The sequence below is a fragment of the Ramlibacter rhizophilus genome (assembly GCF_004681965.1).
In the GTDB taxonomy this organism is placed as follows: Bacteria; Pseudomonadota; Gammaproteobacteria; order Burkholderiales; family Burkholderiaceae_C; genus Ramlibacter; species Ramlibacter rhizophilus.
The window spans coordinates 177383-198740 of sequence record NZ_SMLL01000004.1; the positions used below are offsets into that span (position 1 = coordinate 177383).

A 21358-nucleotide genomic window follows, 5' to 3' on the forward strand; every position below is an offset into this window, starting at 1 on the left:
CGATGACCGGCTGGCGAACGCTGTTCTACAAGGAGGTGCTGCGCTTCTGGAAGGTGAGCTTCCAGACCGTGGCCGCGCCGGTGCTCACGGCCCTCCTGTACCTCATGATCTTCGGCCACGTGCTCGAGGACCATGTGAAGGTCTATGACCGCATCCCCTATACCGCCTTCCTGGTCCCGGGGCTGGTGATGATGAGCGTGCTGCAGAACGCCTTCGCCAACAGCTCCTCCTCCCTGATCCAGAGCAAGATCATGGGCAGCCTGGTGTTCGTGCTGCTCACGCCGCTGTCGCACTGGAGCTGGTTCGTCGCCTACGTGGGCTCCTCGGTGGCGCGCGGACTGGCGGTGGGCTCGGGCGTGCTGCTGGTCACGGCGCTCTTCGTGCCGCCGCAGTTCGCGGCGCCGGCGTGGATCCTGGTGTTCGCACTCCTCGGAGCGGGCATGCTCGGCGCGCTGGGCGTGATCGCGGGCCTGTGGGCCGAGAAGTTCGACCAGATGGCGGCCTTCCAGAACTTCGTGATCATGCCCATGACCTTCCTGTCGGGCGTGTTCTATTCCATCCACTCGCTTCCTGGCTTCTGGCAGGACGTGAGCCATCTCAACCCGTTCTTCTACATGATCGATGGCTTCCGCTACGGCTTCTTCGGCGTGAGCGACGTCTCACCCTGGATGAGCCTGGCCATCGTCGGCAGCGCGATGGTGGTGGTCAGCGCCATTGCGCTGCACCTGCTTCGCATCGGCTACAAGATCCGCAGCTGACCGGAGGACCCATGACCGCCGAAGAACTGAAATCCATCATCGCCGCCGGGCTGCCCTGCGATCACCTGGAGGTCGAGGGCGACGGCCGCCACTGGTCGGCCGTCATCGTCTCGAGCGAGTTCGAGGGCCGCCGCCCCATCCAGCGCCACCAGCGGGTCTATGCCACCCTCGGTGCGAGAATGCACACCGACGAGGTGCATGCCTTGTCGATGAAGACCTTCACGCCGGCCGAGTGGGCCGCCGCCCCCCAACCCTGATTTTTCGTTTCGCATGGACAAGCTGTTGATCCGTGGAGGCCGCCGGCTCCAGGGCGAGATCCGGATTTCCGGCGCCAAGAACGCCGCCCTGCCGGAGCTGTGCGCGGCCCTGCTCACGGCCGACCCCGTCACGCTGGCCAATGTGCCGCGCCTGCAGGACGTGTCCACAATGGTCAAGCTGGTGCAGAACATGGGCGTGGCGGTCGACGTGGCCGGCGAGCGCGTCACGCTGGACGCCTCGCGCCTGAGCTCGCCCGAGGCGCCCTACGAGCTGGTCAAGACCATGCGGGCCTCGGTGCTCGCGCTGGGGCCGCTGCTGGCGCGCTTCGGCGAGGCCACGGTCTCGCTGCCCGGTGGCTGCGCCATCGGCTCGCGGCCGGTGGACCAGCACATCAAGGGCATGCAGCAGATGGGTGCCGAGATCGTGGTCGAGCACGGCTACATGATCGCCCGCCTGCCGCGTGGCCGCGAGCGGCTGCATGGCGCCCACATCCGCACCGACATGGTCACCGTCACCGGGACCGAGAACTTCCTCATGGCCGCCAGCCTGGCCGAGGGCGAGACGGTGCTGGAGAACGCGGCCATGGAGCCCGAGATCACTGACCTGGCCGAGATGCTGATCGCCATGGGCGCGGACATCGAAGGCCACGGCAGCAGCCGCATCCGCGTGCGCGGGGTCGAGCGGCTGCACGGCTGCACCCACGAGGTGGTGCCCGACCGCATCGAGACCGGCACCTTCCTGTGCGCGGTGGCGGCCACCGGCGGCGAGGTGCTGCTGCGCCACGGGCGGGCCGAGCACCTCGAAGCCGTCATCGACAAGCTGCGCGAAGCCGGCGCCACGGTGCAGGCCGTGGAGGAGGGCATCCGCGTGAGCGCCGAGGGGCGGCTGGCCGCCCAGAGCTTCCGCACCACGGAGTACCCCGGCTTTCCCACCGACATGCAGGCGCAGTTCATGGTGCTCAACGTGATCGGCAAGGGCGCCTCGCTGGTCACCGAGACCATCTTCGAGAACCGCTTCATGCACGTGAACGAACTCGCGCGGCTCGGGGCGAAGATCCAGGTGGACGGCAAGTCGGCCCTGATCGAGGGCGTCGAGCGGCTCTCTGGCGCCAGCGTCATGGCCACCGACCTGCGCGCTTCGGCCAGCCTGGTCATCGCCGGCCTGGTGGCCGAGGGCGAGACGATGGTGGACCGCATCTACCACCTGGACCGCGGCTACGACCGCATGGAAGAGAAACTGCGCGGCATCGGCGCCGACATCGAACGCATCCGATGAATACGCCTGCCACTCTGACTCTCGCGCTGTCCAAGGGACGCATCTTCGACGAGACGCTGCCCCTGCTGCGTGCAGCCGGCATCGAGGTCCTCGAGGACCCGGAGACCTCGCGCAAGCTGATCCTCGCCACCAGCCAGCCCGGGGTACGCGTCGTGCTGGTGCGTGCCACCGACGTGCCCACCTATGTGCAGTACGGCGGTGCGGACCTCGGCGTGACCGGGCTGGACACGCTCATCGAGCACGGCAGCCAGGGCCTGTACCAGCCGCTGGACCTGAACATCGCCCGCTGCCGCGTGAGCGTGGCCGTGCGCGCCGACTTCGACTACGCCAGCGCCGTGCGCCAGGGCTCGCGCCTGCGGGTGGCGACCAAGTACGTGGCCATCGCCCGCGAGTTCTTTGCCGCCAAGGGGGTCCACGTGGACCTCATCAAGCTGTACGGCAGCATGGAGCTGGCGCCGCTCACGGGCCTGGCCGACGCCATCGTGGACCTGGTCTCCACCGGCAACACGCTGCGGGCCAACGACCTGGTCGAGGTGGAACGCATCATGGACATCAGCTCGCGCCTGGTCGTCAACCAGGCGTCCTTCAAGCTCAAGCAGGCTCCGATCCGCCGGCTGATCGAAGCCTTCGCCCAGGCGGCCGGCGCGCCGCAGGGAGAATCCGCCGCATCATGAGTGCCCGCCCCCTCCGCCTGTCCACCACCGAGCCCGGCTTCGAAGCGGCCTTCGGCGCGCGCCTGCACTGGTCCGCCGAGACCGACGCGCAGGTCGAGGAGCGCGTGACCGAGATCCTGGCCGACGTGGCCCGGCGTGGCGACGAGGCCGTGCTGGCCTACACCGCGCGTTTCGATGCCCTGCAGGCCACCGGCATGCAGGCGCTGGAGCTGAAGGCCTCCGAGTTGCAGGCGGCCTTCGAGGCGCTGCCCGCCGTGCAGCGCGAGGCGCTGGAACAGGCGGCGGCCCGCGTGCGCCGCTACCACGAGGCGCAAAAGCGCGCCAGCGGCGAAAGCTGGAGCTGGCGCGAGCCCGACGGCACGCTCCTGGGGCAGAAGGTCACGCCGCTGGACCGCGTGGGCATCTACGTGCCGGGGGGCAAGGCGGCCTACCCGTCCTCGGTGCTGATGAACGCCATCCCGGCGCAGGTGGCGGGCGTGGGGGAGATCATCATGGTCGTTCCCACCCCGCGCGGCGAGAGGAATCCGCTGGTGCTGGCCGCCGCGCACGTGGCCGGCGTCACGCGCGCCTTCTGCATCGGCGGCGCGCAGGCCATCGCGGCGCTGGCCTACGGCACCGCCACCGTGCCCCGCGTGGACAAGATCACCGGGCCGGGCAATGCCTACGTCGCCAGTGCCAAGCGGCGCGTGTTCGGGCAGGTGGGCATCGACATGATCGCCGGGCCCAGCGAAATCCTGGTCCTCGCCGACGGCAGCACGCCGCCCGACTGGGTGGCCATGGACCTGTTCTCCCAGGCCGAGCATGACGAGCTGGCGCAGAGCATCCTGCTGTGCCCGGATGCCGGCTACATCGACCGCGTGCAGGCCGAGATCGATCGCCTCCTGCCGCAGATGCCGCGCGCGGCCATCATCGCCAGCTCCCTCAACGGGCGCGGCGCGTTGATCCACACGCGCAGCATGGAAGAGGCCTGCGACATCAGCAACCGCATCGCCCCCGAGCACCTGGAGATCGCCAGCGCCGACCCGCACCGCTGGGAGCCCCTGCTGCGCCACGCCGGCGCCATCTTCCTCGGCGCCTACACCAGCGAGTCGCTGGGCGACTACTGCGCCGGCCCCAACCACGTGCTGCCCACCAGCAGCACGGCGCGCTTTTCCAGCCCGCTGGGCGTGTACGACTTCCAGAAACGCAGCAGCCTGATCGAGGTGAGCGAGGAGGGCGCCCAGACGCTCGGCCGCATCGCCTCCGTGCTGGCGCACGGCGAAGGGCTGCAGGCGCACGCCCGCGCCGCCGAGATGAGACTCAAGCCATGACGCAGCAACTGCCCGACCACCTCGCGCGCCTGATCCGCCAGGACGTGCAGTCCATGCAGGCCTACGCCGTGCAGGACGCCACGGGCCTGCTCAAGCTGGACGCCATGGAGAACCCCTACGGCCTGCCGCCGGCGCTGCAGGCCGAGCTGGGCCGCCGCCTGGGCGCCCTGCCGCTGAATCGCTACCCGGGCGAGCGGGTGCATGCGCTGGCCGACGCGCTCGCGGCGCACGCGAAGCTGCCCGAGGGCTGCGCGCTCATGCTGGGCAACGGCTCGGACGAACTGATCTCGCTCATCGCCATGGCCTGCGACGTGCCGGGTGCGAGCATCCTCGCGCCGCAGCCGGGCTTCGTCATGTACGCCATGAGCGCGCAGCTGCAGGGGCTGCGCTTCATCGGCGTGGACCTCACGCCCGAGTTCGACCTGGACGAGGCGGCAATGCTGGCGGCCATCGAGGAGCACCGGCCCTCGGTGATCTACCTGGCCTACCCGAACAATCCCACGGCCCGCCTGTGGGACGACGCCGTGATCGAGCGCATCGTGCAGGCCGCCCCCGGCCTGGTGGTGATCGACGAGGCCTACCAGCCCTTTTCCAGCCGCAGCTACATCGACCGGCTGCCGCGCCATCCGCACGTGCTCCTCATGCGCACCCTGAGCAAGTTCGGCCTGGCCGGCGTGCGCATCGGCTACCTGGCCGGCGCGCAGGCGCTCATCGCGCAGATCGACAAGGTGCGCCCGCCCTACAACGTGAGCGTGCTCAATGCCGAGGCGGGACTTTTCGCGCTCGAGCATGCGCAGGAGTACGAGGCCCAGGCCGCGCGCATTCGCGAGGAGCGCGGGCGGCTGCTGGAGGCGCTCTCCCGGATGGCGGGCGTGCGCACCTGGCCCAGCGACGCCAACATGATCCTGGTTCGCGTGCCCGACGCCGACGCCGTGTTCCGCGGCATGAAGCAGCGCGGCGTGCTGGTCAAGAACGTCTCGCGCCTGCACCCCCTCCTGGCCAACTGCCTGCGCCTGACCGTGGGCACCCCCGACGACAACGCGCAGATGCTGCGCGCCCTGCAAGAGTGCCTATGAACGCCGACCCACAACCCGAACGCGTCGCCGAGGTGGAGCGCAACACCGCCGAGACGCAGATCCGCGTGCGCGTCAATCTCGACGGCACGGGGCAGGCCAAGCTGTCCACCGGCATCGGCTTTTTCGACCACATGCTGGACCAGATCGCCCGGCATGGCCTCGTCGACCTGGACATCCAGGCGCAGGGCGACCTACACATCGACGGCCACCACACGGTGGAAGACGTGGGCATCACGCTGGGCCAGGCGGTGGCCCGGGCGGTGGGCGACAAGAAGGGCATCCGCCGCTACGGCCATGCCTACGTCCCGCTGGACGAGGCGCTCTCGCGCGTGGTGATCGACTTTTCCGGCCGGCCCGGGCTGGTCATGCACGTGCCCTTCAAGAGCGGGATGATCGGCGCCTTCGACACCCAGCTGGCCTACGAGTTCTTCCAGGGCTTCGCCAACCACGCCTTCGTCACGCTGCACATCGACAACCTGCGCGGCGAGAACGCGCACCACCAGTGCGAGACCGTGTTCAAGGCCTTCGCCCGGGCGCTGCGCGCGGCGCTGGAGCGCGATCCGCGCGCCGCCGGCGTCATTCCGTCCACCAAGGGTTCGCTCTGAAGGACCGGCCATGACGCGGAGCATTGCGGTCGTCGACTACGGCATGGGCAACCTGCGCTCGGTCACCCAGGCCGTGCTGCACGCTGCCCAGGGCAGTGGCGTGGACGTGGTGTGGGCGCGCCGGCCCGAGGAGGTGATGGGCGCCGAGCGCGTGGTCCTGCCCGGGCAGGGCGCCATGCGGGACTGCATGCGCGAGCTGCATCGCTCGGGCATGTTCAACGCCGTCATGCATGCCGCGGCGAACAAGCCGCTGATGGGCGTTTGCGTGGGCATGCAGATGCTGCTCGATCGCAGCGAGGAGGGCCCCACCGAGGCCCTGGGCCTCATCCCCGGCGAGGTGCGGCGCTTCCGCCTGGAGGACCGCACCCAGCCGGACGGCTCGCGCTACAAGATTCCGCAGATCGGATGGAACCAGGTGCACCAGTCGCAGCCGCACCCGATGTGGGCGCAGGTGCCGGAGGGCAGCTGGTTCTATTTCGTCCACAGCTTCTACGCCTGCCCGTCGGATGCCCGCCACATCGTCGGGGAAGCCGATTACGGCGGCGTCTTTACCGCAGCGGTTGCCCGCGATAATATTTTCGCGACCCAGTTCCACCCCGAAAAGAGCGCCGAGACCGGCCTTGTCCTCTACCGCAATTTCCTGCACTGGAGTCCCTGAGTCCCGCCAGCCGCCAGCATGGTGGCGGGGCTTCGCTTCGACCCCTCCTTTCTCCCAGTCATGCTCCTCATTCCCGCCATCGACCTGAAGGACGGTCACTGCGTGCGCCTGAAACAAGGCGACATGGACCAGGCCACCACCTTCAGCGAGGACCCCGCGGCCATGGCGCGCAACTGGCTGGACAAGGGGGCGCGCCGCCTCCACCTGGTCGACCTCAACGGCGCCTTCGCCGGCAAGCCGCAGAATTTCAGCGCCATCCGCTCCATCCTGAAGGCGGTGGGCAACGAGATCCCGGTCCAGCTCGGCGGCGGCATCCGCGACCTGGACACCATCGAGAAGTACATCGATGGCGGCCTGCGCTATGTGATCATCGGCACCGCCGCCGTCAAGAACCCCGGGTTCCTCAAGGACGCCTGCAGCGCCTTCGGCGGGCACATCATCGTGGGCCTGGACGCCAAGGACGGCAAGGTCGCCACCGACGGCTGGAGCAAGCTCACCGGCCACGAGGTCGTGGACCTGGCCCGCAAGTTCGAGGACTGGGGCGTCGAGTCCATCATCTACACCGACATCGGCCGCGACGGGATGCTCTCGGGCATCAACATCGAAGCGACCGTCAAGCTCGCCCAGTCCCTCACCATCCCGGTCATCGCCTCCGGCGGCCTGTCCAGCCTCGTGGACATCGAGAAGCTGTGCGAGGTGGAGGACGAAGGGATCGAGGGCGTGATCTGCGGGCGCGCGATCTACTCCGGCGACCTCGACTTCGCCCTGGCGCAGGCCAAGGCCGACGAGATGAGCGCCTGAGGCCGCCGTGCTCGCCAAGCGAATCATTCCCTGCCTGGACGTCACGGGCGGCCGCGTCGTCAAGGGCGTCAACTTCGTCAAACTGCGCGACGCCGGCGACCCGGTGGAGATCGCCGCGCGCTACAACGAACAGGGCGCCGACGAACTCACCTTCCTGGACATCACCGCCACCAGCGACGAGCGTGACCTGATCCTGCATGTCATCGAGGCCGTCGCCTCGCAGGTCTTCATCCCGCTGACCGTCGGCGGCGGCGTGCGCACGGTGGAAGACGTGCGGCGCCTGCTCAATGCGGGGGCCGACAAGACCAGCTTCAATTCGGCCGCCATCGCCAACCCGCAGGTCATCTCCGACGCCTCGGACCGCTATGGCGCGCAGTGCATCGTGGTCGCCATCGACGCCAAGCGGCGGGTCGGCCCGGACGTGGAGGCCCGCGGCCCCGGCTGGGACGTCTACAGCCACGGCGGACGCCGCAACACCGGCCTGGACGCCGTGGTATGGGCCCGCGAGATGGCGCTGCGCGGCGCCGGCGAGATCCTGTTGACCAGCATGGACCGCGACGGCACCAAGTCGGGCTTCGACCTGGCGCTCACGCGGGCCGTGAGCGACGCGGTCGAGGTCCCGGTCATCGCCTCGGGCGGCGTGGGCAACCTCGACCACCTCGCCGACGGCGTGCAAAAGGGCGGCGCCGACGCGGTCCTGGCCGCCAGCATCTTCCATTTCGGCGAGTACACGGTCGCCCAGGCCAAGCAGCACATGGCCGCGCGCGGCATCGTGGTGAGGCGATAGCGGCACCCGCCGGTGCCGCCACTGCGGCCGTCCCTACAATCGCCCCCATGAACTGGCTCGAACAGGTGAAGTGGAACGAGCACGGGCTGGTCCCCGTGATCGCGCAGGAGGCGTCCACCGGCGACGTGCTCATGTTCGCCTGGATGAACCGCGAGGCGCTGCAAAAGACCGTCGAGCTCGGGCGCGCGGTGTACTTCAGCCGCTCGCGCGGCAAGCTCTGGTTCAAGGGCGAGGAGTCCGGCCACGTGCAGACGGTGCAGGACATCCGCCTGGACTGCGACGACGACGTGCTGCTGCTCAAGGTCACGCAGCGGGGCCACGAGCCCGGCATCGCCTGCCACACGGGCCGACACAGCTGTTTCTTCCAGAAGCTCCAGGGCGAGGCCTGGACCCCCTGCGAGCCGGTCTTGAAAGACCCGGGCAGCATCTACAGCTGAAGCCGATGCGTCCTGCCACCACCACCGACATCCTCGAGCGCCTCGCGGCGGTGATCGAATCGCGCAAGCCCGGCCAGCCCGGCGCCGATCCCGATCGCAGCTACGTCGCGCGCCTGCTGCACACGGGGCCGGACGCCTTCCTCAAGAAGATCGGCGAGGAGGCGACCGAGGCGGTGATGGCGGCCAAGGACTGCGAACGCGGGGGCGATCCCGCGCGCCTGGTCGGCGAAGTGGCCGACCTGTGGTTCCACAGCCTGGTCGCGCTGGCCCATTTCGGCCTGGGCCCTGCCGACGTCGCCGCGGAACTGGCCCGCCGCGAGGGACTCGGTGGGCTGGAGGAAAAAGCCCGACGCGCCGACGGCGCCGCAGCAGCCCAGGAGAGCCAGCCATGAACAACCCGCGCCCCCTGGTGATCGACCAGAAGACCTCCAACGACCGCCTGGTCATGCATGTGCTCTACGGCATGCACACCGTGGCCTGGCTCAGCCTGGGCACGCTCGCGATCATTGCGGTGGTGGTGAACTACATCAAGCGCGGCGACGAGCACGATCCGCTCTACCTCGCGCACCACGGCTACATGATTTCCACGTTCTGGTGGACGGTGTTCTGGCTGGTGATCACCTCGCCGCTGTACCTGCTCTTCGTGTTGCCCGGGATGGCGGCGCACACGGTCGTGGGCCTGTGGTACCTGTATCGCTGCATCCGCGGCTGGCTGCGCTTTTCCAATGGCAGCATCCCCTGAATTCCAGACCCCGGGAGTACGAGGCATGAGCGGCGAGCACGATCCGAACTGCATCTTCTGCAAGATCGTGCGCGGCGAAATTCCGTCGCGCAAGGTCCATGAGGATGAGGAACTCCTGGCCTTCCACGACATCCATCCCTGGGCGCCAGTGCACTTTCTCATGGTGCCCAAGCAGCACATCGCGTCGATGGCCCAGGTGGACGAACACCACGCCGCGATGCTGGGCCGCATGATGGTGCTCGCATCGCGTCTGGCACAGCAGGAGGGCTGCGCGCCTTACCCGCACGGAGGTTTTCGCCTGGTGGTCAACACCGGCGACCACGGCGGGCAGGAAGTGCACCACCTGCACATGCACGTGATCGGCGGACCGCGTCCCTGGCTCAAGGGCTGAGTGGCCCGGGTCGCGCTGTCCCTTCGAGAGTCGTGCCCATCCACCCCGCGACTAGAATCCGCCCCAATTCATACAGGAGTTATCCATGGGTTCCTTTTCCATCTGGCACTGGCTGGTCGTGCTGCTGATCGTGGTGCTGGTCTTCGGCACCAAGAAGCTCAAGAACATGGGCTCGGACCTCGGCGGCGCCGTCAAGGGCTTCAAGGACGGCATGAAAGACGGCTCCGCGCCTGAGGGCTCGCCGCCGCCCCAGCAGGTCACCACCAACCCCCCGGCCAACGACGCCAACACCAAGAACACCATCGACGTCGAAGCGCGCAACCGTTCCTGAGCCGCTAGAGACGGACGGAGCTGCCTGTGATCGACCTGGGCATTTCGAAGATGGCGCTGATCGGCGCGGTGGCGCTGATCGTCATCGGGCCGGAGAAGCTGCCGCGCGTGGCGCGCACGGTGGGCACGCTGCTTGGCAAGGCCCAGCGCTATGTCAACGACGTCAAGGCGGAAGTCAACCGCTCCATGGAGCTGGACGAACTGCGCAAGATGAAGGACACGGTCGAGTCCGCGGCGCGTGACGTCGAAAGCTCCATCGGGGGCACGGCTTCGGACATCGAGCGCGAGTTCAACGAGGCGGCCGCCTCCTTCGACAGCACCGACCCGGTGCCCTCGCTGGAGGTGCCGCCGAGCTACCCCGAATACCGCAATCCCCGCAAGAAGTGGCGCATCAAGCAAGGCGCGATGCCCAACTGGTACAAGGCCCGCAACGGCGTGCGCACGCGAGCGCTGTCGGGCGCGGCGCGGGTGGCCCGCTACCGGCCGAAGAAGTTCAACTGATGGCCGACCCCAACAAAGAAGACGAGCTCGCCGGTACCGAACAACCTTTCGTCGCTCACCTCGTCGAGCTCCGGGACCGGCTGATCAAGGCCTTGCTGGCCGTGGGCGTGGTCGCGGGTGGCCTCGCACTGTGGCCCGGGCCCGCAGCCCTCTACGACATCCTGGCCGCACCGCTCACGGCCACCTTGCCGGCCGGTGCGACGCTGATCGCCACCTCGGTGATCTCGCCGTTCATCGTGCCGCTGAAGATCCTGCTGATGACGGCCTTCATGATCGCGCTGCCGGTGGTGCTCTACCAGGTCTGGGCCTTCGTGGCGCCCGGGCTCTACAGCCACGAGAAGAAGCTGGTCATGCCGCTGGTCATCTCCAGCACCCTCCTGTTCTTCATCGGGGTGGCGTTCTGCTACTTCTTCGTTTTCGGGCAGGTCTTCACCTTCATCCAGAGCTTCGCGCCCAAGAGCATCACGGCCGCGCCTGACATCGAGGCCTACCTCAGCTTCGTGCTGACCATGTTCCTGGCCTTCGGCCTCGCCTTCGAGGTGCCGATCGTGGTGGTGGTGCTGGCCCGCATGGGCGTGGTGTCGGTCGAGAAGCTGCGGGCCTTCCGAAGCTACTTCATCGTGCTGGCCTTCATCATCGCGGCCATCGTCACGCCACCCGACGTGGTGTCACAGCTGGCCCTGGCCATTCCCATGATCCTGCTCTACGAGGTGGGCATCTGGGCGGCGCAACTCTTCATCAAGCACACCAAGGCGCCGGATGAGGAGGGCGCGACGGAGGCGGGGAGCTGAGAAGCTAGCGCTGCGGCCTGGGCCGCAGCCCCGGCGTCACCGTGAGGTCCAGCGCGTCGTCGCGGCGCTGCAGCCGCATGCGGGTGGGGGTGCCGGGCTTGAGGGCCGCCACCTGGGTGAGGAGCTCGGAGACGCTTGCGATCTCCCGCTCGTTGATCTGGACGATCACGTCGCCGGGCCGGATGCCGGCCTGCGCCGCCGGGCCGTCCTGCAGCACGCCCGTGATGAGCACGCCGCGCCGCGCCTTGATGCCGAAGGTTTCCTTCAGGTCGGGCGAGAGATCGGCCGGCTCGACACCGATCCAGCCGCGCCGCACCACGCCGTCGCGCACGATGGACTCGAGCACCATCTTGGCGGTGGACACCGGGATGGCGAAGCCGATGCCCATGCTGCCGCCCGAGCGCGAATAGATGGCAGTGTTGATGCCCAGCAGCTGGCCGTTCACGTCCACCAGCGCACCGCCGGAATTGCCGGGGTTGATGGCGGCGTCGGTCTGGATGAAGTTCTCGAAGGTGTTGATGCCCAGCTGGTTGCGCCCCAGGGCGCTCACGATGCCGCTGGTCACCGTCTGGCCGACGCCGAAGGGGTTGCCGATGGCCAGCACCTGGTCGCCCACCTGCAGCGCGTCGGAATTGCCCAGCGTGATGACGGGCAGGCGGTCGAGGTCGATCTTGAGGATGGCCAGGTCGCTTTCCGGGTCGGTTCCGACCACCCGGGCCCGCGTGCTGCGGCTGTCGTTGAGCACCACCTCGATCTGGTCGGCGCCTTCGATGACGTGGTTGTTGGTGAGGATGTAGCCCTCGGGGCTGATGATGACGCCGCTGCCCAGGCCCGCCTGCGGCTGCAGCCCCCGCTCCCCGAAGAAGAACCGGAACCAGGGGTCGTTGCCCTGCGGGCCGGCGCCGCTGGCCTTGGAAGTATTGATGCTGACCACCGCCGCAGACGCCTTCTGGGCTGCCGCGCGCAGGCTTCCCGGCGGGGCGACGCCGGGTGGTGCGGGCGGCGCCTCGATCAGCGAGACGCCCGTCGCGCGATCGACCGAGGGCCGGCCCAGCCACTCGGGCTTGAGCGTGGCCACCACGAACCAGGCCGCCAGCAGCACGGTGACGGCCTGGGAAAACACGAGCCAGTAGCGACGCATGAACGCAAGCGGAAACAAAGACAGAGGAGTGTAGAAGACCCCGCCTGCCCTGGGGGCGGGCCGGGTTCACAATCGCGCTTTTCGCTTCCGAATCCGATGGCCGACCGCCAAGCCCTTCTTGCCGCCTTCGACGAGCTGCTCCAGCCCGAGCGTTTCAAGGACTACGGGCCCAACGGCCTGCAGGTCGAGGGGCGCCGCGAGGTGCGGCGGATCGTCTCGGGCGTGACCGCCAGCCTGGCGCTCATCGAGGCGGCCATCGAGGCCGACGCCGATGTGCTCTTCGTTCACCACGGACTCTTCTGGCGTGGCCAGGACGGCCGCGTGACCGGCTGGATGAAGCAGCGCCTGGCCCGCCTGCTGGCCCACGACATCAACCTCTTCGCCTACCACCTGCCGCTGGACGCCCATGCCGAGCTGGGGAACAACGCGCAGCTGGGCGTGCGGCTCGGCTGGCGCGCCGACGCGCGCTTCGGCGAGCAGGACCTGGGCTTCATCGGCGCGCCCGAGGCGGGGACGGCTTTCGCCGGCGCGCGCGAGCTGGCAGCGCACATCGAGCAGCGCCTGGGGCGTGCGGTGGTGGCCGTCGATGGCGGCGGCGGCGAGATCTCGCGCATCGCCTGGTGCACCGGTGGCGCCCAGGGCTATTTCGAGGCCGCCATCGCCGCCGGTGCGCAGGCCTTCGTGACCGGCGAAATCTCCGAGCCGCAGGCGCACTACGCACGTGAATGCGCAGTTGCCTTCATCGCCTGCGGCCACCACGCGAGCGAACGCTACGGCGCACCCGCCGTGGCCGCGCATGTGGCGGCGCGGCTGGACCTCGAGCACGTGTTCATCGACATCCCCAACCCGGCATGAGCGCGGCGCCCACCCTCGCGCTCACCATGGGCGACGCGGCCGGCATCGGCGGAGAGATCCTGGCGCAGGCGTTCCGCTCGGCGCCCGAGCTCACCCGCGGCTGTTTTGTCGCCGGTGACCTGGCCCACCTTCGCCGCGCCTGCGCGGCGGCCACGCCGGCAGGGGGCATCCCGCTGCCCATCGCCGAGATCGAGCAGCCGGCGCAGGTGCATGCGTTGCCGCCGGGCTGCCTGCCGCTGCTGCAGGTCGGCCCGGCCGCCGGGCAGCTGGTGCCCTGGGGCCAGGTGGACGCGCGCGCCGGCCGCATGGCGCACGACGCGGTGAGCTGGGCCGCCCGGGCGGCGCTCGCCGGCCAAGTCGATGCCGTGGTCACCGCGCCCCTGAACAAGGAGGCGCTGTCACGCGCCGGGTTCGAGGAGCCGGGCCACACCGAGCTGCTGGCGCAGGAGGCGGCTGCGCACCGGGGCCACCCGGTGCCGGTTCGCATGATGCTGGCCAGCCACGAGCTGCGCACGGTGCTCGTGAGCATCCACGTGTCGCTGCGCGAGGCGATCGAGGCGGTCACGCAGGCCAACGTGGTGCAGACCCTCCAGATCACCCACGAGGCGCTGGCGCGTGCGCTCGGGCGCCCCCCACGCATCGCGGTGGCGGGGCTCAACCCGCACGCGGGGGAGGGTGGTCTCTTCGGGCGAGAGGAGCAGGAGGCCATCGCGCCAGCCGTGCAGGCGGCGCAGGCGCAAGGCATCCAGGCCAGCGGGCCCTGGCCGCCGGACACGATCTTCATGCGCGCGCGCGGCCTGCGGGAGTTCGATGTGGTGGTGGCCATGTACCACGACCAGGGCCTCATCCCGGTGAAGTACCTGGGCCTGGAGCACGGGGTGAACGTGACGCTGGGCCTGCCCTTCGTGCGCACCAGCCCGGACCACGGCACCGCCTTCGACATCGCCGGCACCGGCCGCGCCGACCCGGCCAGCCTGCTGGAGGCGATCCGGGTGGCGCGCTCGATGCTGGAGGCCTAGCGAGCGCCGCTGCGCAGGCTGTCGCGGATCTCCCGCAACAGGACGATGTCCTCCGGCGGTGCGCTGGGGACCGCCGCCGCGGGCTCGGCCGTGCGCCGGCGCAGGCGGTTGATCTGCCGCACCATCAGGAAGATCACCAGGGCCAGGATCAGGAAGTTCACCGCCACGGTGACGAAGTTGCCCCAGGCGAGCACCGGGACGCCGGCGCGCGCGAGGTCCGGCAGGTTGCGGGCGACGCCTTCGGGAATGCTGCCCAGCACGATGAACTTGTTGGAAAAGTCGATGCGCCCGACCAGTGCGCTCACCAGCGGCATGATCACGTCCTTGACCAGCGAGTCGACGATCTTGGCAAAGGCGGCGCCGATGATCACGCCCACCGCGAGGTCGATCACGTTGCCCTTGACCGCGAACTCACGAAACTCCTTCAGCATGCCCATGGTGTCCGTGCCTGATGACTTCGAGGCCGGCAGTATCCCTCCAAATGTCCGAGTCGGCGCGCCTGTCTTCCGGGGGAGGTGCCGGGATACGCTCCGCTACAATCGCGGGTTGACCTTAACCTAGCGAATCCCTCGAGGACCCCCATGAGTGACACCCCAGTGGACGCCAGCAAGCGGACGTGGTTGATCGCGTCCACCTGCGCGGGCGCGGTGGGCGGCGCATTCGTCGCCGTTCCGTTCGTCAGCAGCTTTCAACCTTCGGAGCGTGCGAAGGCAGCGGGTGCGGCGGTCGAAGTCGATATCTCCGCGCTGCAGCCCGGTGACAAGATCACTGTCGAGTGGCGCGGCAAGCCGGTGTGGATCATGAAGCGCACGCCCGAGCAGCTGGCCACGCTGGCCAAGCTCAACGACGAGCTGGCCGATCCCTTCTCCAAGCGCGTGGCCTATCCCACGCCCGAGTACGCGCAGAACGTGCACCGCTCCATCAAGCCCGAGGTCTTCGTCGGCGTGGGCATCTGCTCTCACCTGGGCTGCTCGCCCACGGACAAGTTCCAGGCCGGTCCCCAGCCTTCGCTTCCGGACAACTGGCAGGGCGGCTTCCTGTGCCCCTGCCACGGCTCGACCTTCGACCTGGCGGGCCGCGTGTTCAAGAACAAGCCCGCGCCGGACAACCTCGAGGTGCCGCCGCACATGTACATCTCGGACTCCAAGCTGCTGATTGGCGAAGACGCGAAGGCTTGATCACATGGCTGAATTCAAGGAAATCTCCCCGAACGCCAGCATGGGCGCCAAGGCCGCGAACTGGTTCGAGAACCGGTTCCCCTCGGCCTTCGCCGGGTACAGGACGCACATGTCCGAGTACTACGCGCCGAAGAACTTCAATTTCTGGTACTTCTTCGGTTCGCTGGCGATGCTGGTGCTGGTCATCCAGATCGTCACCGGCATCTTCCTCGTGATGCACTACAAGCCCGACGCGAGCATGGCCTTCGCCTCGGTCGAGTACATCATGCGCGACGTCCCCTGGGGCTGGCTGGTGCGCTACATGCACTCCACCGGCGCCTCGGCCTTCTTCGTCGTCGTGTACCTGCACATGTTCCGCGGCCTCATCTACGGCAGCTACCGCAAGCCGCGCGAGCTGGTGTGGGTGTTCGGCTGCGCCATCTTCCTGGTGCTCATGGCCGAAGCCTTCATGGGCTACCTGCTGCCCTGGGGCCAGATGTCCTACTGGGGCGCGCAGGTGATCGTGAACCTGTTCTCCGCCATTCCCTTCATCGGTCCCGACCTCGCCATCCTGATCCGCGGCGACTACGTCGTGAGCGACGCCACCCTGAACCGCTTCTTCAGCTTCCACGTCATCGCCGTGCCGCTGGTGCTGCTGGGCCTGGTCGTGGCGCACCTGCTGGCGCTGCACGACGTGGGCTCCAACAACCCCGATGGCGTCGAGATCAAGGGCCCCAACGCGCCCAAGGACGAGCAAGGCCGGCCGCTGGACGGCATCCCCTTCCACCCGTACTACACCGTGCACGACATCATGGGCGTGTCGGTGTTCCTGCTGGTGTTCTCGGCGGTGATCTTCTTCGCGCCCGAGTTCGGCGGCTACTTCCTGGAGTACAACAACTTCATCCCGGCCGATCCGCTGAAGACGCCGGCCCACATCGCCCCGGTGTGGTACTTCACGCCCTACTACTCGATGCTGCGCGCCATCACCACCGAGATGATGTATGCGCTCGTGCTGATCGTCGTGCTGGCGACGGCCTTCGCCGTGCTGCGCGGGCGCCTGCCGGCCGTGGTCAAGGCGGCCATCGTGGTGGTCGCCGCCGTGGGCGTCGCCGTCATGCTCGCCATCGACGCCAAGTTCTGGGGCGTGGTGGTGATGGGCGGCGCCGTGATCATCCTGTTCTTCCTGCCCTGGCTGGATCACAGCCCGGTTCGCTCGATCCGCTACCGCCCGGACTGGCACAAGTGGGTGTACGGCGTCTTCGTCGTCAACTTCGTGGTCCTGGCCTACCTGGGCGTGCAGGCGCCGTCACCGATCGGCGAGCGCGTCTCGCAGGTCGGCACGCTGTTCTACTTCGCCTTCTTCCTGCTGATGCCCTGGTGGAGCCGCCTCGGGCAGTTCAAGCCCGTGCCCGAGCGCATCACCTTCGCCGCGCATTGAGCCCCGCACACCTGAAGTCATGAAAAAAACCATCTCCTTCCTGATTGCTTCGGTGGCGATGGCGCTGGGCCTGGCAGGCCCCGCGCAGGCGGCTGGCGAAGGCATCGCCTGGGACAAGGCGCCCATCAAGACCAACGACCTCGCGTCGCTGCAGAACGGCGCCAAGCTGTTCGTCAACTACTGCCTCAACTGCCATTCGGCGGCCTTCATGCGCTACAACCGGCTGACCGACATCGGCCTGAGCGAGGCGCAGATCAAGGACTACCTGCTGTTCACGACCGACAAGGTCGGCGACACCATGAAGGCGGCCATCGATCCCAAGCAGGCCAAGGAATGGTTCGGCGGCAATCCGCCCGACCTGACCCTGGTCGCCCGCTCGCGCTCTGGACACGGCGGCACCGGTGCGGACTACCTCTACACCTTCCTGCGCACCTTCTACCCGGACCCCACCAAGCCCACCGGCTGGAACAACCTCGCCTTCCCCAACATCGGCATGCCGCACGCGCTGTGGCAGCTCCAGGGCATGCGCGAGCCGGTGCTCGAGACGGTGATGGCACACGGCCATGAGACCCAGGTGTTCCGCGGCTGGCGCCAGGTCACCCCCGGCACCATGACCCCGCTGCAGTACGACAGCGCCGTGGCCGACCTGGTGAACTACCTGCAGTGGATGGCCGAGCCGGCGCAGAACACGCGCGTGCGCGTGGGCGTCTGGGTGATGCTGTTCCTCGGCCTGTTCACCTTCATCGCCTGGCGGCTCAATGCCGCTTTCTGGAAGAATGTCCGCTGATTCGCGGTCCTGATGCGCGCTGGCGCGCCACCGCGCCGCGCTGACGACAACTCGGAGTGGGACGCCAGGGGCGTGCCCACTCTTTTCGATTTCAAGGAGCCACCCTCATGATGGTGCTGTACTCGGGAACCACCTGCCCGTTCTCCCACCGCTGCCGTTTCGTCCTGTTCGAAAAGGGCATGGATTTCGAGATCCGCGACGTCGATCTTTACAACAAGCCCGAGGACATCAACGTGATGAACCCCTACGGGCAGGTGCCGATCCTGGTCGAGCGCGACCTGATCCTGTACGAGTCGAACATCATCAACGAGTACATCGACGAGCGTTTCCCGCATCCGCAGCTCATGCCGGGCGACCCGGTCGACCGTGCGCGCGTGCGCCTGTTCCTGCTCAATTTCGAGAAGGAGCTCTTCGCGCACGTCACCACGCTGGAGTCGCGCGCCTCCAAGGGCAACGAGAAGCTGCTCGAGAAGGCCCGCACCCACATCCGCGACCGCCTGACCCAGCTCGCGCCCGTGTTCCTCAAGAACAAGTACATGCTGGGCGACAACTTCTCCATGCTGGACGTCGCCATCGCGCCCCTGCTGTGGCGCATGGACTACTATGGCATCGAGCTGTCCAAGAACGCCGCGCCACTGCTCAAGTACGCCGAGCGCATCTTCTCGCGCCCGGCCTACATCGAGGCGCTGACGCCCTCCGAGAAGGTGATGCGCAAGTAAGCGACGCTGCCGCGCCTGGCGCGGCAACGCCCGGACGCCATCCATCCATGAACGCGATCGAATCCACCTCGACCCGGCCCTACCTGATCCGGGCCCTGTACGACTGGTGCACCGACAACGGCTTCACGCCCTATGTCGCGGTGCTGGTCGATGACAGCGTCCAGGTCCCGCGCGAATACGTCAAGAACGGCGAGATCGTGCTGAACATCAGCTTCGACGCCACCAGCTCGCTCAAGCTGGGCAACGAATTCATCGAGTTCAAGGCCCGTTTTGCCGGCAGCGCCCGCGAGATCATGGTGCCGGTGAACCGGGTGCTGGCGATCTATGCGCGCGAGAACGGGCAGGGCATGGCCTTTCCGGTCGCGGGCCCGGGTGCCGAGCCGGCCGTCTCCACCAGCCGCCCGACGCCGCTCACGAGCGTGGCGGCGGCCGGCGCGGAGGCGGACCCCGCCGAGCGCCCGGTGCAGCTGGTACCTGCCGACCCGCCCGCGCCAGGCAGGGGCGAGGATGATCCCGAACCGCCCAAGCCCAGCAAGCCGGGTCCACGCCCGGCCCTCAAGCGCATCAAGTGACGCGGCCGGCACGGCCGCATAGAATTTTCCGAGCGCCGGTTTAGCTCAGTTGGTAGAGCATCCGCCTTGTAAGCGGGAGGTCATCAGTTCGAATCCGATAACCGGCACCAGCCATCCCGCGAGGGCGGCCCCTGCGTCCGCGCCTGAACGCCTGGAGTCGCATGAGCGCCGAGTCCCGCCTGAGCAGTGAACAGCTCGAGCAACTGCTCCGGGTGACGCGCCGCCTGGCCGCCCCGTTCGAGCTGCTCGACATGCTGGGCGAGGTGACACTGGCGGCCTGCGGCGTGCTGCAGGCCGAGCGCGCCTCGGTCTGGCTGCTGGATCCGGCCAGCGGCGACCTGGTCCTCGAGACCGCGCAGGGCCTGGCCCATGCCCGCGTCCCCATGGGCGTGGGCCTGATCGGCGCCTGTGCCCGCGAACGCCGGGCCATCAATGTGCCGGACTGCTACGCCGATCCGCGCTTCGACCCCACGCTGGACCGCGCGAGCGGCTTTCGCACCCGCTGCAGCCTGACCCTGCCGCTGTCGGATGCGAAGGGGGACCTCGTGGGCGTCATGCAGGTCCTCAACCAGCACGGCGGCGCCTTCGAGGCGGCCGACCTGGACCTGGCCGAGGCCTTGGCCGCGCAGTGTGCCGTGGCGCTGGCACGGGCGCGCGCCGTGGCTGCACTCGTCGAGGCCGAGCGGGTGCGCCAGGAGCTGGCCGCAGCCCGCATCGTGCAGACCAGCGCGCTTCCCCGGATGCTGCCGGAGCTCCCCGGCTACAGCCTGCATGCGAGCTTCCGGCCCGCCGCCGAAACCGGCGGCGACACCTACGACCTGGCTCGCGTGGACGGGAAACTGCTGGTCCTGCTGGCGGACGCCACCGGCCACGGCATCGCGCCGGCGCTGTCCGTGACGCAGATGCAGGCCATGCTGCGGATGGCACTGGGCCTGGGCGTGAGCCTGGAGCGCAGCTTCGTGCAGGTGAACAACCGCCTGGCCGAGACCTTGCCGGAAGCGCACTTCGTCACGGCCTTCGTCGGCCTGCTCGATCCCGCCGAGCACCGGCTGCGCTTCATCAGCGGCGGCCAGGGGCCGATCCTGCACTACCGCGCAGCGGCCGAGGCCTTCGACCTCCACCGGCCGAACTGCTTTCCGATGGGCGCGGACCTTTTGGACGAGCCGGTGGCCGTGGTCGAACTCTCCTTCGGCCCGGGCGACTGGCTGCTGCTCCTGTCCGACGGCGTGTACGAATGGGCGAACGAAGAGGGCGAGCTGTTCGGCCGCGAGCGCGTCATGCAGGCCGTGCGGGCGCATGCCCGGGCACCCTTGCCGGCCTTTGCGCTGCAACTCCTGGAAGACTTGCAGGCGTTTTCCCCCGGACGCGAGCAGGAGGACGACGTCACCCTGGTGCTGGTGCGCCGCGATGCAGCGGGCGAATGAGCGTTTCGGTCAGCGCGCGGCCGCGGCCTTCTCGCGCCGCTCTTCGTCCTGCACGCAGTAGCGCGCGGTCGGCACGATCTTGAGGCGCTCGAAGGGAATGTCGCGCCCGCAGTCCTCGCAGGTACCGTAGCTGCCCTCGGCCAGGCGCTGGCGCGCGGCGCGAACCTGGGACAGCTCGGCTTCCTGCCGCTGCAGCTGCATGAGGTCCAGCGAATCCATCATGCGCGCGTCGCCGTCCTCCACCGAGTCCTTGACCTCCGGCCAGCCGTGGCTGCCCGGGGTGGCGAATTCCTCGCGCGAGGCATGCGCGGCGGCGGCGAGCTCGGCCTCGCGCGACTGCAGCAGCTGGTCCAGTTCGCTCAGTTTGGATGGGTCGAGTGACATGGCGAATTCCTTCCCGACCAGCATAGGCGCCCTTCACAGGGCCGTATGTCGGCCAACGTCGGCTCAGTGCCGGTCGGCCTGCACCTTCAGGCGGATGCTGGACACGTCCATGCCGCGCCGGTGCAGCTGCTCCAGCAGGGTCGGCAGCAGCTGCCTGAGCTTGGCGGCACCGGCGTTGCTCGCGACCAGCAGGCACCAGGTGCCGCCGTCCAGCGGACCGGCCTTGACGCTGGCCTTCAGCCCGGGCGGCAGCATGGGCTGGATGGCCTCCAGGCATTGCGAGGAGGCGCGCACCAGCGAAGCCAGCCGCGCGAGGGCGGGCGCTTCCTGCGCGGCTTGTTGAAGGGTGACGGCGTGTCGGCGCCGGCTCGGCTCGGGTGGCATGGAAGGCAGGCGCAAGGCGGATCGCAAGGGTCCACCCATTATGGGCGGGGCCAGCGGGGCGGGGCTAAAATCATCGGCTTCCTG

The 21358-nt window shown here is 68.5% G+C and carries 29 protein-coding genes and 1 tRNA gene; 26 read left to right on the top strand and 4 right to left on the bottom strand.

Going from position 1 to position 21358, the window contains the following annotated elements:
- Nucleotides 1-2 precede the first annotated feature (2 nt).
- The 17 genes from EZ242_RS10755 (at nt 3) to tatC (ending at nt 11394) form a co-directional block, all read left to right on the top strand.
- The gene (locus EZ242_RS10755; RefSeq protein WP_135285564.1) at nt 3-758 is read left to right on the top strand and encodes an ABC transporter permease; all 756 of its coding nucleotides are present in this window, start codon (nt 3-5) and stop codon (nt 756-758) included.
- A gap of 11 nt (nt 759-769) precedes the next feature.
- Nucleotides 770-1015: a BolA family protein gene (locus EZ242_RS10760; RefSeq protein WP_135285164.1), complete on the top strand. Its 246-nt coding sequence runs from the start codon at nt 770-772 to the stop codon at nt 1013-1015.
- Nucleotides 1016-1028: 13 nt separating this feature from the next.
- A complete protein-coding gene (murA, locus tag EZ242_RS10765; protein WP_135285165.1) occupies nt 1029-2291 on the top strand; it encodes a UDP-N-acetylglucosamine 1-carboxyvinyltransferase in 1263 nt (420 codons plus the stop codon).
- Complete coding sequence (hisG, locus tag EZ242_RS10770) at nt 2288-2965, top strand: ATP phosphoribosyltransferase (protein ID WP_135285166.1); 678 nt, start codon at nt 2288-2290, stop codon at nt 2963-2965. The genes murA and hisG overlap by 4 nt, the downstream gene beginning before the upstream one ends.
- Nucleotides 2962-4275 (top strand): histidinol dehydrogenase, encoded by a 1314-nt coding sequence (gene hisD / locus EZ242_RS10775; protein ID WP_135285167.1) that lies wholly within the window; start codon nt 2962-2964, stop codon nt 4273-4275. Before hisG ends, hisD begins: the two co-directional genes overlap by 4 nt.
- The gene (gene hisC / locus EZ242_RS10780; protein ID WP_135285168.1) at nt 4272-5351 is read left to right on the top strand and encodes a histidinol-phosphate transaminase; all 1080 of its coding nucleotides are present in this window, start codon (nt 4272-4274) and stop codon (nt 5349-5351) included. Before hisD ends, hisC begins: the two co-directional genes overlap by 4 nt.
- Nucleotides 5348-5956, top strand: coding sequence for an imidazoleglycerol-phosphate dehydratase HisB (gene hisB / locus EZ242_RS10785; RefSeq protein WP_135285169.1), 609 nt, complete (start codon nt 5348-5350; stop codon nt 5954-5956). Before hisC ends, hisB begins: the two co-directional genes overlap by 4 nt.
- Before the next feature lie 10 nt (nt 5957-5966).
- Complete coding sequence (gene hisH / locus EZ242_RS10790) at nt 5967-6614, top strand: imidazole glycerol phosphate synthase subunit HisH (protein WP_135285170.1); 648 nt, start codon at nt 5967-5969, stop codon at nt 6612-6614.
- A gap of 60 nt (nt 6615-6674) precedes the next feature.
- Entirely contained in the window at nt 6675-7415 is a 741-nt protein-coding gene (gene hisA / locus EZ242_RS10795; RefSeq protein WP_135285171.1) for a 1-(5-phosphoribosyl)-5-[(5-phosphoribosylamino)methylideneamino]imidazole-4-carboxamide isomerase, read from the top strand.
- Between the two features lie 7 nt (nt 7416-7422).
- Entirely contained in the window at nt 7423-8202 is a 780-nt protein-coding gene (hisF, locus tag EZ242_RS10800) for an imidazole glycerol phosphate synthase subunit HisF (RefSeq protein WP_135285172.1), read from the top strand.
- 38 nt (nt 8203-8240) lie between these two features.
- Nucleotides 8241-8639, top strand: coding sequence for a phosphoribosyl-AMP cyclohydrolase (hisI, locus tag EZ242_RS10805; protein WP_205960640.1), 399 nt, complete (start codon nt 8241-8243; stop codon nt 8637-8639).
- 5 nt (nt 8640-8644) lie between these two features.
- The gene (locus EZ242_RS10810) at nt 8645-9031 is read left to right on the top strand and encodes a phosphoribosyl-ATP diphosphatase (protein ID WP_135285174.1); all 387 of its coding nucleotides are present in this window, start codon (nt 8645-8647) and stop codon (nt 9029-9031) included.
- The gene (locus EZ242_RS10815; RefSeq protein ID WP_135285175.1) at nt 9028-9381 is read left to right on the top strand and encodes a DUF4870 family protein; all 354 of its coding nucleotides are present in this window, start codon (nt 9028-9030) and stop codon (nt 9379-9381) included. The genes EZ242_RS10810 and EZ242_RS10815 overlap by 4 nt, the downstream gene beginning before the upstream one ends.
- 25 nt (nt 9382-9406) lie before the next feature.
- Nucleotides 9407-9772: a histidine triad nucleotide-binding protein gene (locus tag EZ242_RS10820; RefSeq protein WP_135285176.1), complete on the top strand. Its 366-nt coding sequence runs from the start codon at nt 9407-9409 to the stop codon at nt 9770-9772.
- 85 nt (nt 9773-9857) lie between these two features.
- Nucleotides 9858-10103, top strand: a complete 246-nt coding sequence (gene tatA / locus EZ242_RS10825; protein WP_135285177.1) for a Sec-independent protein translocase subunit TatA — start codon at nt 9858-9860, stop codon at nt 10101-10103.
- Nucleotides 10104-10129: 26 nt separating this feature from the next.
- Complete coding sequence (gene tatB / locus EZ242_RS10830; protein ID WP_135285178.1) at nt 10130-10603, top strand: Sec-independent protein translocase protein TatB; 474 nt, start codon at nt 10130-10132, stop codon at nt 10601-10603.
- A complete protein-coding gene (tatC, locus tag EZ242_RS10835) occupies nt 10603-11394 on the top strand; it encodes a twin-arginine translocase subunit TatC (protein WP_420821246.1) in 792 nt (263 codons plus the stop codon). Before tatB ends, tatC begins: the two co-directional genes overlap by 1 nt.
- A gap of 4 nt (nt 11395-11398) precedes the next feature.
- Here tatC and EZ242_RS10840 read toward each other — a convergent pair whose 3' ends face one another.
- Nucleotides 11399-12535, bottom strand: coding sequence for a S1C family serine protease (locus EZ242_RS10840; protein ID WP_135285179.1), 1137 nt, complete (start codon nt 12533-12535; stop codon nt 11399-11401).
- Nucleotides 12536-12631: 96 nt separating this feature from the next.
- On the opposite strand from EZ242_RS10840, the gene EZ242_RS10845 reads away from it, so the two are divergent.
- Nucleotides 12632-13390 carry a Nif3-like dinuclear metal center hexameric protein gene (locus EZ242_RS10845; RefSeq protein ID WP_135285180.1) on the top strand — a complete coding sequence of 253 codons (759 nt, stop codon included), beginning with the start codon at nt 12632-12634 and terminating at the stop codon, nt 13388-13390.
- Nucleotides 13387-14409, top strand: coding sequence for a 4-hydroxythreonine-4-phosphate dehydrogenase PdxA (gene pdxA, locus EZ242_RS10850; protein WP_135285181.1), 1023 nt, complete (start codon nt 13387-13389; stop codon nt 14407-14409). Before EZ242_RS10845 ends, pdxA begins: the two co-directional genes overlap by 4 nt.
- On the opposite strand, the gene mscL is transcribed toward pdxA, so the two are convergent.
- Nucleotides 14406-14846, bottom strand: coding sequence for a large conductance mechanosensitive channel protein MscL (gene mscL / locus EZ242_RS10855; RefSeq protein WP_135285182.1), 441 nt, complete (start codon nt 14844-14846; stop codon nt 14406-14408). The genes pdxA and mscL overlap by 4 nt on opposite strands.
- Nucleotides 14847-14990: 144 nt before the next feature.
- Between mscL and petA the strand changes: the two genes are divergently transcribed.
- From petA to EZ242_RS10890, 7 genes are all read left to right on the top strand, one after another.
- Nucleotides 14991-15587, top strand: coding sequence for a ubiquinol-cytochrome c reductase iron-sulfur subunit (gene petA / locus EZ242_RS10860; RefSeq protein ID WP_135285183.1), 597 nt, complete (start codon nt 14991-14993; stop codon nt 15585-15587).
- A gap of 4 nt (nt 15588-15591) precedes the next feature.
- Nucleotides 15592-17004 carry a cytochrome b gene (locus tag EZ242_RS10865; protein WP_135285184.1) on the top strand — a complete coding sequence of 471 codons (1413 nt, stop codon included), beginning with the start codon at nt 15592-15594 and terminating at the stop codon, nt 17002-17004.
- A gap of 19 nt (nt 17005-17023) precedes the next feature.
- A complete protein-coding gene (locus EZ242_RS10870) occupies nt 17024-17791 on the top strand; it encodes a cytochrome c1 (RefSeq protein ID WP_135285185.1) in 768 nt (255 codons plus the stop codon).
- Between the two features lie 107 nt (nt 17792-17898).
- Entirely contained in the window at nt 17899-18510 is a 612-nt protein-coding gene (locus EZ242_RS10875) for a glutathione S-transferase N-terminal domain-containing protein (protein ID WP_135285186.1), read from the top strand.
- A 47-nt stretch (nt 18511-18557) separates the two neighbouring features.
- Nucleotides 18558-19082 (top strand): ClpXP protease specificity-enhancing factor, encoded by a 525-nt coding sequence (locus EZ242_RS10880; protein ID WP_135285187.1) that lies wholly within the window; start codon nt 18558-18560, stop codon nt 19080-19082.
- Between the two features lie 34 nt (nt 19083-19116).
- Nucleotides 19117-19192: transfer RNA gene (locus EZ242_RS10885), tRNA-Thr, on the top strand.
- Nucleotides 19193-19243: 51 nt separating this feature from the next.
- Complete coding sequence (locus tag EZ242_RS10890; protein WP_135285188.1) at nt 19244-20506, top strand: PP2C family protein-serine/threonine phosphatase; 1263 nt, start codon at nt 19244-19246, stop codon at nt 20504-20506.
- A 9-nt stretch (nt 20507-20515) separates the two neighbouring features.
- On the opposite strand, the gene EZ242_RS10895 is transcribed toward EZ242_RS10890, so the two are convergent.
- Entirely contained in the window at nt 20516-20890 is a 375-nt protein-coding gene (locus tag EZ242_RS10895) for a TraR/DksA family transcriptional regulator (RefSeq protein ID WP_167784711.1), read from the bottom strand.
- A gap of 63 nt (nt 20891-20953) precedes the next feature.
- A complete protein-coding gene (locus EZ242_RS10900; RefSeq protein ID WP_135285566.1) occupies nt 20954-21274 on the bottom strand; it encodes a DciA family protein in 321 nt (106 codons plus the stop codon).
- Between the last annotated feature and the right edge of the window lie 84 nt (nt 21275-21358).